This window comes from Flagellimonas spongiicola, assembly GCF_023502425.1.
GTDB lineage: Bacteria > Bacteroidota > Bacteroidia > Flavobacteriales > Flavobacteriaceae > Flagellimonas > Flagellimonas spongiicola.
The window spans coordinates 444,312-456,474 of record NZ_JAMFMA010000002.1 but is presented as its reverse complement, the minus strand read 5'-3'; the positions used below and the strand labels follow the sequence as shown (position 1 = coordinate 456,474).

The window sequence follows — 12,163 nt, the reverse complement described above, 5'->3', positions numbered from 1 at the left end:
TAGTTGTTTCAAAATTTTTACATTTTGGAACTTAACCTTGAACAAATCCCGCGGGAAAAGAGTCTTTCCAAAAAAGATTTCCTAAAGAAATACTTTAAACCCCAAAAACCTGTGGTTATAGAGAATTTCATTGAGGATTGGCCTGCTCATTCCAAATGGAACTTAGATTACATCAAGGAATTGGCAGGAGAGAAGACGGTGCCGCTTTACGATGATCGCCCGGTTAAGCATGACGAAGGTTTTAATGAACCTCATGCAAAAATGAAGATGAAGGACTACATTGACCTTCTAAAAAGCAAACCTACCAAGTATAGGATTTTTTTATGGAATGTCTTGAAGGAAGTGCCTGAATTGCAAAAAGATTTTACGTATCCGGATTTTGGACTTCGATTGATGAAGGGGTTACCAATGTTATTTTTTGGAGGGAGTGATTCCCATACATTTATGCACTACGACATAGATTTGGCCAATATTTTCCATTTTCATTTTGAAGGTAAAAAGCAATGTATCTTGTTCTCGCAGTCTGAAACAAGATACTTGTATAAAATCCCGCATTCCCTAATCACCAGGGAAGATATTGATTTTGATAACCCGGATTTGGAAAAATGGCCTGCTTTAAAGCATGCTAAAGGTCATATAACCCAATTGGAGCATGGTAATGTGTTGTATATACCAGAAGGGTATTGGCATCACATGAAGTACAAAAGCCCTGGATTTTCAATGAGCTTGAGGGCAATTGCCAGAAAACCGGGAAATTTTGGAAAAGCGGTCTACAACATATTGTTTATGCGGCATTTTGATAACCTAATGCGAAGAATAAAAGGTCAGGAGTGGATAGATTGGAAGAATGAAAAGGCTGTGCTTCGAACCAATAATCTCGTTTCTAAGAAGTGAAACTTGTTAAGGTTTTAATTCTTGAATTTTCTCATAGACAAGATGGCTCTCCCAACCGCGATAAAACAAATAGTCTGTCAATTTTTTCTTGCGCCTTTGGAGGTTTTCAGTATTTAGTTGTTCCCACTTTTTAATTGCAAGTTCATTAAAGGCATTCAGGTAATCTTCTTCTGAAATTTCAGAAAGTGCACATTTGATATTGAATGTGGAAATTTGCCTACGTTTTAATTCATTCACAATCCTGTTTTTGCCCCATTTTTTAATGTTGAACTTGCCTCGGGCAAAGCTTCTTGCAAAACGTTCTTCATTCAGATAGTTTTCCTGGATCAAATGGGCTACGATGACATCAATAGCCTCAGGAATCATTCGCATTTCCTTTAACTTGCTCACCACCTCTAGATGACAACGATCTTGGTATGCACAATAGCGTTCCAATTTTTGCTGTGCCTCTTGTACGGTTATGTGTTTTCTCGAAGGATATTTTCCTTGCATCAAGATTTGGATTGGTGAACCACTATTTTTTGAGATGTGGAAGTAAATACCGTCTTGGAACCTGTAGTTGTGGTTTCAGCGTCGCCCTCCACAATTTCATAAGTGCTTTTAGGGAATTCCAATTGAACGGTCCATTCAGGATTTGATTGTATTACTTCAACCTGCATACCCTGTTCTCCTTTTTTATATGAAATGGAAATTGTGTTGTCTGCAACGGCTACATTTTCCAGTTTGGCGCCTTCTTCCCATTTTTTGGGCATTTGTGGCGTAATGATGACCTTTTTCTGACTTGCCATTGGTTGTATTCCAAAAAACTGCTGTACAATTGGAATGGCATAGGCGTAAATGTTCCAGGCTTGAGTCATCATGCCGTAATCCGGAGAAACTTCATAAATACTTCCCGGAAGGGCGTAGCTAAATGTTCGGGTCATCCGTTCTAGATAATCCAATGCATCATCTGGCCTGCCGTAGTTGTTTTCTGCCACAGCCAGCACCCCAGTTGGCAATGTCATTACTGCACCGGTATAGGAAAAGACCTTACTTCCTTCAAACGAACCGAAATCCTTTCCGGCTGAATCATCTCGGTCTATTCCGGTGACAAAAACCCCAAATGGATTGGTGAATTTTTTCGCTGTATCAAGACCGATTATTGCTTTGGAACTGTCCGTGATTTTCATTTCCATAGGCGTATTGACTACCCAATTGTGATGTAGGACAAATGGTTTCAATTTCTTTGAGGGGTTATGTTGAATTTGTGCTTTTGTTGTTTCCAGTTCTTCTATGGCCCATGGTTTGTTCAAAGTATCTGCTCTAACGATGGCATCCTCAATTAGATGGATTGCCTGTTCATCTGTACCTAAAAAATCAGCGTATGACCCAAAGTCATCGGACCATAATTCGGTATTGATTTTTAAGGCTAGTTCCTTGGCCGCACTGGCATATTCTTCAGCTAGGTTGGTTTGGTCCAGTTCCATGGCCATTTTGGACGCATCATCGAAAGCGCGCTGTGTATAGGCAGCTACATCTATCATCTCGCTGTTCAAGCCATGGATTTCCATCATCCCAAAGCCGTCTGGAAATAAGTTGCCGTTGCTATCGTTTTCCTCCATTAGCCAAACAAGGCCTTTTTGTACAGTGGGGAAATATTTTTCAAGGAATTGTTTGTCTCCGTTCCAAGTGTAGATTTCCCAAATCAATGATGCAAACTGCGGGGTTTCATTAATATTTCCCTTATTGAAGACAAATCCGTTGGTTGACATTTCATGCAGGATTTTGCCATTTCCATTTACTGCATTGGACACACTATCCAAAAGTTGGATTGTTTGGTTTACGATATTGTCTTGTCCTATAGCCATATAACCTTTCAAGGCGTATTCACTATCCACACCAAACCACCATGGGTAATCCGGGATTCCCGCTCCAATACCTGTACCTATTTCGGGAACGGTTCTTACCAGCCAATCGCAATTGTATTTTAGCCATTCAAAAGTTTGCTGAAGTTCTTTATCGGGAATGGTCAATTTGGATTTCTCAGCCAACTCACCATAACGTTGCTTCTTTTGGGAAGCCATTGCATGGAAGTTCTCAAGAATGGCATTGTACGTATTTAGTGCGTTTTCTTTGGATGTATAGGATCCTGCAATTGCAAAGGTTAAGGTATTTGGAGAAGAAGTCTTTAACTTGATTGAATAGGATAGCGAATTGGATGCACCATTACCGTCGCCGGTAAAGGTATCATGTTCGTTGGGGTTCCGGTCAGACCCGAAAATGGAGAACCAAGGATTATTGGTGTCCTTAACAATCCATTTGTTGTTTTCAAAAGTACCTTGGTCTTTGGCATCAATCATTTGTGTTTCTTCACCAAGCCATGTTGGCTGTAAATCTGTATGTCCAATAAACTCAAAAGTTGCCGCAGGTACGTTGTTGGCTGAGGTGATTTCAAATTGGACTAACATGCCTTCTTGCCCATCAGGAACAAATTGCCATCTTTTGACTTCAATCTCTTTTTCTGGCCATTCAAAACGATGCATATTGGCCATGGGGTAATTAACGAACTCAATGGCATTGTTTAAAGTTAGGGTATCATTAGCTACAACAATTTGCGCATCAAATCCATCCATTAACTTAATAGGATGGTTCCATATGCCACCCATTTCACCTTTTATATGCCATCCTAAATCGGGAAAACTACCATTCTGATGTCCAACCATATAAACACGGTCGCCGGCGGTAACGTAAGGAGAGTTTAAATAATTGGTGTTCCCTTTTATAACCGGGGAATCCGATAGGATTTCTGATAGCGTTTCAGTGGAATTAGTGGTACAGCTTAGGATAAGTAATGAAAAACATAGCGTGGAGAAGGGCTTCATAATCATGGCAAACTAGGTGATACCCAAAAATACCATAATGTTCTCAATTCCGTAAAACAAAAAAGCGACCCCAAAATTGGAGTCGCTTTTGTTATCTAATTGTTTTACCGTCTTTGTTTTTAAAACGATATTCAAGGTACGTGTATGCATCCCTTGGTTGGATTTTCACCCATTTTTTATACTCTAAAAACCATTTAAAGCGTTGAGATGGGAATCCTTGGTTGAGGTAAGCGGCAATGAATGGATGGATATTCAGAATAATACCCTTGTCTTTATGATTTCCTTTCATTATGCGTTCCAAATCCGAATTGATTTTGTCAATTAGGACAATTGGTGCTTCCACTTCCTTTCCTGATCCATTGGGATTTTCCTCACTGGTTTTGATATTCATCTCTGGTCGTACCCTTTGACGGGTAATCTGTACCAGACCAAATTTACTAGGGGGAAGGATTTTGTGCTTTGCACGATCATCCTTCATTTCTTCCCTTAAATGATCAAACAACTTACGTCTGTGATCACCTTTGGTCATATCGATAAAATCAATTACTATAATTCCTCCCATATCCCGCAAACGTAATTGCCTTGCGATTTCTGATGCAGCTAAAAGGTTTACTTCCAATGCCGTATCTTCTTGGTTCTTTGCCTTGTTGGAACGATTACCACTGTTCACATCTATTACGTGAAGCGCTTCGGTATGTTCTATTACAAGGTATGCACCTCTGCTCATTGACGCTGTGCGTCCAAATGAAGTCTTTATTTGGCGTTCGATGCCAAATTTTTCATAAATGGGTGCGGAACCGGAATACAGTTTTACTATAGATTCTTTTTGAGGAGCAATTTCATGCAAGTAATCCTTGATTTGATTGTAAAGTGTTTCATCATCCACATGAATTCCTGTAAAGGAATCATTGAATACATCTCTAAGGATGGAAGAAGCTCTATTGAGTTCTACTAATACTTTGGATGGATGATCAGCTCTATGCAATCTCTTGCACATTGTTATCCATTTGGAAAACAAATTTTGAAGATCTTTGTCGAGTTCTGCAACTTTCTTGCCTTCTGCAACGGTACGTATTATTACCCCAAATCCTTTGGGCTTAATACTTTTTACAAGTCGTATTAACCTATCTTTTTCTTCTTTGCTTCCAATTTTTTGAGAAACTGAAACTCGGTCGGAAAAAGGTACCATGACCAAATAACGCCCAGCTAATGATAGCTCGGAGCTAATTCTTGGACCTTTGGTGGAAATAGGTTCTTTTACTATTTGTACCAATAATGACTGATTGGCCTTAATAACTTCGTTAATACTGCCATTCTTGTCTATATCTTTTTCAAATGGAAAATCTTTGAGGGAATAATCCTTTACTTTCCCTGTTCTTGCTTTTTTAATGAATTTTAACATGGAGGACAACTGCGGACCAAGGTCATGATAGTGCAGGAACGCATCTTTTTCATAACCTACATTTACGAACGCCGCATTGAGGCCGGTAACGGGTTTTCTTATCTTGGCTAGGAAGATATCCCCTACTGAAAATTTGTTGTCATCCTCATCTTTGTGTAATTCAATGAGTTTTCCATCCTTTAACAAGGCAAAATCGACTGCATCGGAACTAGATCTAACGATTAATTCTCTATTCACCTGAATCGATTTTTATTTACCCCAATATTGCTGGGATAAATGATTAAACAATATGTAGAATCGGTTACTACCGATTGAAATTCTTTTCGTGAATCTCTATGTCAAAGAACGTAGGTGTGAAAAGTGAAAAAGTAGTTGTAACAACTACTTTTTCTTGTGTCGGTTAGCTCTTCTACGCTTTTTGCGCTTATGGGTAGCTACCTTATGTCTTTTTCTTTTTTTACCACTTGGCATATGGCTCTTCCTTTTGTGTTAGTTATATTATTTTACTTGAACGTTGCTCTTTACACCTTCAACAAACACTTTTGCAGGTTTGAAGGCAGGAATATTGTGTGCAGGAATTTTGATGGTAGTATTCTTTGAAATGTTTCTACCTGTTTTTTCCGCTCTCGTCTTGATGATAAAGCTTCCAAAACCTCTTAAATAAACATTATCTCCATTCTCCAAGGACGATTTTACCTCCTCCATAAAAGATTCCACTGTTGCTTGTACGTCTCCTTTTTCTATACCTAGTTTTTCTGAGATTCTAGTTACAATATCTGCTTTCGTCATTTCGTATTACTGTTTTCTAATTTTTTAGGCTTGCAAATATAAAAATTAAAATTAATCTTTCGTTTAAACCCTTTAATTTTAAGTATATAAACTGCTACTTTTAACCCTTATTATTTCCTTACATGTCTTTTTCGCAGATTATTTTGGAATGGTATGGTGTTCATAAGCGGGATTTGCCTTGGAGAACTACCATTAACCCTTATAATATTTGGCTTTCAGAGATTATGCTCCAGCAAACCCGGGTAGCACAAGGTATACCTTATTATAATAAGTTCTTAGAGGCCTTCCCAACGGTACATGATTTGGCAAGGGCACCTGAAGAAAAGGTCTTGAAGCTTTGGCAAGGATTGGGTTATTATTCCCGAGCACGTAATTTGCACACTACTGCAAAAATCATAGTAGATACATATAGTGGTGAATTTCCAACAACGTATAAGGAAGTCCTTACTTTAAAAGGTATTGGTGATTATACGGCAAGCGCCATTGTTTCCATTTGTTTCAATCAACCTGAACCTGTTGTTGATGGCAATGTGTATAGAGTTTTGGCTCGATATTTTGGAGTTGATATGCCAATTAACAGCACTTCTGGGATAAAGTATTTCAAATCCTTGGCACGGGAAGTCATGGATATTGAAAATATTAGGGATTATAATCAAGGAATAATGGAGTTTGGAGCAATTCAATGCGCACCAAAAAGTCCTGATTGTGATGTTTGCCCGTTAAACCATGCTTGTGTCGCACTAAAAGAAGATAGGGTGCGGGAATTGCCAGTTAAGTTGAAAAAGGCCAAAATCAAGAGTAGATATTTCAATTATCTTGTTTTTATTGATGAACACGGGAAAACCTTATGGGAACAGCGTAAAGGAAAAGGAATTTGGCAAAATATGTATCAATTTCCGTTAATGGAAACAGATCAATCAGTTGATGTAAGTAAAATTAGGGAATTGGCCGTCAAGAATATTGGCGTGGACGTTGGAAGGGTTACCTTATATAATACGGATGTAATCATCCATAAATTATCCCATCAACACCTTTATACACAATTCTGGGTTTTGGAGTCTACCACACCACTTACAAACGGAATATCTTGGCAAAGTATATTTGATTTTCCAGTTCCTGTTTTGATTTCAGATTTTATAAAGACGTTTAAAATTTAGTACTTTTGACCAATTAAAGAATTATGAGCGGAACATTGAACAAAGTGATGCTGATTGGGCATTTGGGTGATGAAGTAAAAGTCCACTATTTTGAAGGTGGTGGATGTGTTGGACGCTTCCCATTGGCCACCAATGAGACCTACACCAGCCGTCAGACAGGAGAAAAAGTCACTAATACGGATTGGCATAATATTGTGGTTCGCAATAAAGCAGCCGAAATTTGCGAAAAGTATTTAAGCAAAGGAGATAAAGTATATCTGGAAGGCCGTTTGAAAAACAGACAGTGGCAAGGAGAGGATGGGAATACACGCTACACTACCGAGGTGCATGTCCAAGATTTCACATTTTTGTCCACTAAGCAAGAAAGTATGGCAAATACGCAGCAATCACAAAACATGCCTGCACCTGAACAAACTGCCAAACCTGTTGAACCTGCGTCAACTGCTACCGAAACCGAACAGGATGATGACCTTCCATTCTGATTCATAGCATAAACCTTAAATTGTGGATCCCGAGCCCTATTGTTTGGCATTTATCTTTACTATATTTAATGGTATGTTCACCGCTAAAGTGATTGTGCTGTTGATTCTTCTTATCTGTTCGGCTTTGATATCCGGGGCCGAGGTTGCACTTTTTGGCTTATCCCAAACAGATTTAAACGAAATGGAGGAATCGGATAGCTCGCGGGATAAGCTTATTGTAAAATTGCTGGACAGACCTAAGAAATTGTTGGCCACCATCCTTATTACCAATAATGCCATCAATATTGGGATTGTCTTATTGTTCAGTTCAATAGGCAATGTCATATTTTCAGCTATTGACCAAGTCCTATTTGGTGTTATTTCTGTTCGCTTTTTGTTGGAAGTTGTAGTTGCTACCTTCCTGATTTTGATGTTTGGCGAAATACTACCAAAAATTTATGCCAACAGGAATCGGGTTCAGTTTTCGCAGTTCATGTCTTTGCCAATACGTGTCTTGAATACGCTTTTTACCCCATTCAGTGCACCTATGAGTTCGGCAACAGGTTTTTTGCAAGAGAAATTGGGGAAACAAAAATCCAATCTAAGCGTAGATCATTTATCGCAAGCCCTTGAATTGGCCTCAGAAGGCGATACCACAAAGGAAGAACAGAAAATTCTTGAGGGTATTGTGAGTTTTGGGAACACAGATACCAAGCAAGTAATGCGTCCACGCATCGATATATTTGCTCTGAATGAGGAGATGAAATTTCCAGAAGTACTAGAGGAAATCAAAAAGAATGGCTATTCCCGAATTCCAGTGTTTTCTGAAAATATGGATAATGTACTGGGTGTCCTATATGTTAAAGACCTTCTCCCATATATTGACCGGAAAAACTTCAATTGGATGTCCTTGATCAGGGAGCCCTATTTTGTGCCTGAGAATAAAAAGTTGGATGATCTTTTACTCGAATTTCAAGATAAGAAAAACCATTTGGCGGTTGTTGTGGATGAATATGGCGGCACCTCTGGTATCGTTACCTTGGAAGATATCATTGAGGAAATAGTTGGGGATATCAGTGACGAGTTTGATGATGAGGATTTGATTTTCTCCAAGCTAGATGACTTCAATTATGTTTTTGATGGCAAAACAACCTTAAAGGATTTTTACCGCGTGGTAAAGATTGAGGATGAAGAAGATTTTGAAAATCAAAAAGGAGAATCAGAGACCATAGCGGGATTTGTATTGGAGATTTCAGGGAGTTTTCCAAAAAGAGGTGAAAAAGTATTGTTTAAGAACTACCAGTTCTTGATTGAAAGCCTAGATAAAAAAAGATTGAAACGCATAAAAGTGACTTTGCCAAATGAATCGTAGTTGGATTGTTCTTTGTAATATATTAATTCTGTTGGGTTGCAAGGATGAAACTATCCCTAAACCAAATGCAATGCTACGTTTGGAATACCCGAATGCCACTTATAGCCTAATGGACAACGAGTGCAACTATACTTTTGAGCAAAACACACTTTCGGTAATGAAAGACAGCAAAGACTGTTCTTTGGTATTGGATTATCCAATGATGAACGGCTCGGTCTACATAACATACAAGTCCGTTGAAGGGAATCTAAGGACCCTATTGACCGATGCCCAAAAATTATCTTATGAGCATGTGGTTAAAGCGGACAATATTCTTGAACAGCCTTTTGTAAATACAGAAGATAAGGTCTATGGCATGTTCTATGAAGTCAGTGGTGATGCAGCTTCACAGTCCCAGTTTTATGTAACGGATAGCATTAATCACTTTGTGACAGGTTCGTTGTATTTCTACGCCAAACCCAATTATGACTCCATACTTCCGGCTGCGGTATATCTTCAGAAAGATATCCGTAGGATCATGGAAACCCTTAAATGGAGTGAATAATACTACTATTCTTTGCCTAACAGCGCTTCTGCATTTGCAATACTGGAGTTTATCTGCTCTTTTAGGTCCTTTACTTTTACTTCCTCTAAATCCAGCCATTTTTGCTTTTCATCAGAAAGTGCCTTGCCATTTAATATTTCATCCGAGTCAAAACGGTCACCAAATCCTTTCATCCAATCCATCATGGAATTATGGGCGGCTTGAAGGTCTTTCATGGCAGCTTCATATTTAAGTCCCATTTCAGTTGTATCGATTTTGGTATTTAATTCCCCGACCAATTTTCCAAGGGTGCTCATTTTTGGCATCACCTCGTCATGGATTGCCATTACTTGTTCCATTTGAGAAGGGCCTTCAACCTCCTTTTCTTTTTCTTTACAGGAGAATGATAAAGTCAAAAGCAATATGGTTAGATAAACGTAGTTTTTCATTTTTTAGATTTTTTATTGAAAATTCTTGATGTAAAAATATTGAATCTCAACGCAGAATATATACTGAAACTTTAAAAACATTCAGAATCGTCAATTAAACGCAAATACTATTTTTGGTTTTTTAAAAAGAAAAAAGGCGCCCATATTTTTGAGCGCCTTTTTCGATTATTGTTTTTTGGATTTACTCAAAATCAGATGGTACCACCCCTTCATTTACTTTGATTTCCTTTATCTGAAACTCAAAATTTTGAGGTCCAAAGGATTGTGTCATCTTAAAAGGAAATTGAATCCCCGAAACTTCTTGATACGCGTCGTAAATCAAGGTGTTTGGGATTGCTTGGCCTTGGATATCTTCGATGCTTACCTCTTGCAATTTTAATCCCGTTTCAGTATCGTAATAGCAATATTTGTTTTCGGTGATTTTAAGTTTATAGGCCTTTTTATCGCCAATGGTCTCTACACCTTCAACACTAATGTTTCCGGCTATTAGATAGTTCAATTCCGGAAATGCTGCAGATTCTTCTTTGATACGTTCAATCTCTTCAGGGGTTAGGTCTTTGCGTTGACCTTGTGCAATAGCGTACCCGGAATCACCATCCAGAACTTGTTTTTGCACCGAATTTCCCTGCACTTTAATATTCTGCATGAATTGATTTTTATCGGTCTTTTTCATTTCCAATTCCAGGGTCATTCCTTGCATTTCGGCTTCTGCTATCAAGGCAAATGAACTAACACCTTCCAATTTGGTTTTGCCGCCAATTACTTCAAGGTACTTCTCCAAAATAGATGTTGCATTAACACCGTCAGGAAGAGGGGCCGAATAATCAGGTTTATCAGTCTTGGTTGCATTTTTATCAAAATACAATACAGGAACTTTCTTGTCTTTATAGGTAACCTTTTCAAGGTTTTCCATCACTTCGCTTCCTTTTCCAGCAACCACAATTCTAGAATTGGAAGTTGTAAAGTGTTTTTGAGCTGCTTTCTGAACGTCTTCAATAGTTATCTTATCAATCCGCTCCAAATAGTTTTTATAGAAATCTTTATCAAGCCCCTCAGTCTCAATATTCAATGCATAATTTGCTACAGTTGCCGGACTTTCCAAGGCCATCACAAAACTACCTGCGTATTCTGCTTTGGCGTTTTTCAGTTCCTCTTCTGTTATGGGTTCCTGTATTATACGGTCTATTTCGTGTAAGATTTGGACAATTGAACTGTCGGTTACCATATTACGAACTTGGGCAAAGGCATTAAAACGCATGGGGCTGTATTTGTTATCCCGAATACTGGAATAACTACCATACGTGTACCCCTTATCTTCTCGCAGATTTTGATATAGTCTAGCTTGCGAACCCCCACCAAGAATCCTATTTGCAAGTAGTGCAGGTAAGTAATCCGGGTCTTTCATTTGAAGCTTCGTGATGTTCTGAACCGTGACCTCCGATTGCACTGCATTGGGCATATCAACAAAGTTGATTTGGCTATACTGAACATCTGTGGGTTCTGCATAGCTAAAGGAAGGTGGCGTGGCTTTAGACCATGGTGTGAAATGAGTCGTTACCAATTCTTTCGCGGTTTCAAAATCAACATCACCAAGAATGACCAAATAAGCATTGGCAGGCACAAAATATGATCTATAATGCTGGTCTACGTCTGCCAAGGTTACGTTATTCACTGTCGCCTCAGAAGTAATTTCCCCAAACGGATGCTTTTTACCGTAAGCAAGGGCAGATTGCACTCTATAAGCAATAGCGGATACATCTTTTTCTTCCGATTTTAGACCGGTTAAAATGCGGTTTTTCTCGGTGTCGAATTCTTCTTGGGTAAAATTGGGATTAAGAGCGGCATCAGCCATTAATTCCAATATCCTAGGGAAATATTTGGACAAACAGGATGCTGTAGCACTTTGGTCTCCAATACTGATACTCGCACCCAAGAAATCCACTTCTTCATAAAAATCATCTTTGGGGATAGACTTGGAACCTTTACCCATCAAACTTGCAGTTAAGCTGGCCACGCCTGCTTTATCACCTTCTAAAATTGGTGGATTGTCTATAGTTAAGTGCATGGAAACCCTAGGCAGTTTATGATTTTCTGCTACCATAACCTTCAAACCATTATTAAGTTCAAATTGGGTGGGTTCTTTTAAATTGACTTCAGGTGCAGGTCCTCTTTTGGGAGGTTTGGTGCGGTCAATTTGTCCGTGTGATAATGCGGCAAACAATACAATAAAACTAAATACGATATACTTTTTCATG

The 12,163-nt window shown here is 38.7% G+C and carries 11 protein-coding genes; 5 read left to right on the top strand and 6 right to left on the bottom strand.

The window, feature by feature from the left end; translation table 11 throughout:
* Window positions 1-24 precede the first annotated feature (24 nt).
* Window positions 25-894: a cupin-like domain-containing protein gene (locus M3P19_RS08255; RefSeq protein WP_249657187.1), complete on the top strand. Its 870-nt coding sequence runs from the start codon at window positions 25-27 to the stop codon at window positions 892-894.
* A 6-nt stretch (window positions 895-900) separates the two neighbouring features.
* On the opposite strand, the gene M3P19_RS08250 is transcribed toward M3P19_RS08255, so the two are convergent.
* The 4 genes from M3P19_RS08250 to M3P19_RS08235 form a co-directional block, all read right to left on the bottom strand.
* Window positions 901-1,386: a regulatory protein RecX gene (locus M3P19_RS08250; protein ID WP_249657186.1), complete on the bottom strand. Its 486-nt coding sequence runs from the start codon at window positions 1,384-1,386 to the stop codon at window positions 901-903.
* Window positions 1,386-3,755 (bottom strand): alpha-L-rhamnosidase-related protein, encoded by a 2,370-nt coding sequence (locus M3P19_RS08245; protein WP_249657185.1) that lies wholly within the window; start codon window positions 3,753-3,755, stop codon window positions 1,386-1,388. Before M3P19_RS08245 ends, M3P19_RS08250 begins: the two co-directional genes overlap by 1 nt.
* 91 nt (window positions 3,756-3,846) lie before the next feature.
* Window positions 3,847-5,394, bottom strand: coding sequence for an Rne/Rng family ribonuclease (locus M3P19_RS08240; RefSeq protein ID WP_249657184.1), 1,548 nt, complete (start codon window positions 5,392-5,394; stop codon window positions 3,847-3,849).
* A 261-nt stretch (window positions 5,395-5,655) separates the two neighbouring features.
* The gene (locus tag M3P19_RS08235) at window positions 5,656-5,946 is read right to left on the bottom strand and encodes an HU family DNA-binding protein (RefSeq protein ID WP_036380395.1); all 291 of its coding nucleotides are present in this window, start codon (window positions 5,944-5,946) and stop codon (window positions 5,656-5,658) included.
* A 122-nt stretch (window positions 5,947-6,068) separates the two neighbouring features.
* Here M3P19_RS08235 and mutY point away from each other — a divergent pair, with 122 nt between their 5' ends.
* The 4 genes from mutY to gldD are packed head-to-tail and all read left to right on the top strand — an operon-like array spanning window position 6,069 to window position 9,480.
* Window positions 6,069-7,103, top strand: coding sequence for an A/G-specific adenine glycosylase (mutY, locus tag M3P19_RS08230; RefSeq protein ID WP_249657183.1), 1,035 nt, complete (start codon window positions 6,069-6,071; stop codon window positions 7,101-7,103).
* A gap of 23 nt (window positions 7,104-7,126) precedes the next feature.
* Window positions 7,127-7,585, top strand: coding sequence for a single-stranded DNA-binding protein (locus tag M3P19_RS08225; protein WP_249657182.1), 459 nt, complete (start codon window positions 7,127-7,129; stop codon window positions 7,583-7,585).
* A gap of 22 nt (window positions 7,586-7,607) precedes the next feature.
* Window positions 7,608-8,936, top strand: coding sequence for a gliding motility-associated protein GldE (locus M3P19_RS08220; RefSeq protein WP_470299680.1), 1,329 nt, complete (start codon window positions 7,608-7,610; stop codon window positions 8,934-8,936).
* Window positions 8,926-9,480 (top strand): gliding motility lipoprotein GldD, encoded by a 555-nt coding sequence (gene gldD, locus M3P19_RS08215; RefSeq protein ID WP_249657180.1) that lies wholly within the window; start codon window positions 8,926-8,928, stop codon window positions 9,478-9,480. Before M3P19_RS08220 ends, gldD begins: the two co-directional genes overlap by 11 nt.
* Window positions 9,481-9,485: 5 nt before the next feature.
* Here gldD and M3P19_RS08210 read toward each other — a convergent pair whose 3' ends face one another.
* Together M3P19_RS08210 and M3P19_RS08205 are read right to left on the bottom strand one after the other, a co-directional pair.
* Window positions 9,486-9,908 (bottom strand): hypothetical protein, encoded by a 423-nt coding sequence (locus tag M3P19_RS08210; protein WP_249657179.1) that lies wholly within the window; start codon window positions 9,906-9,908, stop codon window positions 9,486-9,488.
* Window positions 9,909-10,089: 181 nt separating this feature from the next.
* On the bottom strand, window positions 10,090-12,162 hold the full coding sequence (locus M3P19_RS08205) for a M16 family metallopeptidase (RefSeq protein ID WP_249657178.1): 2,073 nt from the start codon (window positions 12,160-12,162) through the stop codon (window positions 10,090-10,092).
* Window position 12,163: the final 1 nt, after the last annotated feature.

Excerpts from the sequence above, each read along its gene's own strand:
- M3P19_RS08210 (WP_249657179.1), bottom strand. The coding sequence starts at position 9,908 with ATGAAAAACTACGTTTATCTAACCATATTGCTTTTGACTTTATCATTC.
- M3P19_RS08245 (WP_249657185.1), bottom strand. The coding sequence starts at position 3,755 with ATGAAGCCCTTCTCCACGCTATGTTTTTCATTACTTATCCTAAGCTGT.
- M3P19_RS08225 (WP_249657182.1), top strand. The coding sequence starts at position 7,127 with ATGAGCGGAACATTGAACAAAGTGATGCTGATTGGGCATTTGGGTGAT.
- gldD (WP_249657180.1), top strand. The coding sequence starts at position 8,926 with ATGAATCGTAGTTGGATTGTTCTTTGTAATATATTAATTCTGTTGGGT.
- M3P19_RS08250 (WP_249657186.1), bottom strand. The coding sequence starts at position 1,386 with ATGCAAGGAAAATATCCTTCGAGAAAACACATAACCGTACAAGAGGCA.
- M3P19_RS08235 (WP_036380395.1), bottom strand. The coding sequence starts at position 5,946 with ATGACGAAAGCAGATATTGTAACTAGAATCTCAGAAAAACTAGGTATA.
- M3P19_RS08205 (WP_249657178.1), bottom strand. The coding sequence starts at position 12,162 with ATGAAAAAGTATATCGTATTTAGTTTTATTGTATTGTTTGCCGCATTA.
- mutY (WP_249657183.1), top strand. The coding sequence starts at position 6,069 with ATGTCTTTTTCGCAGATTATTTTGGAATGGTATGGTGTTCATAAGCGG.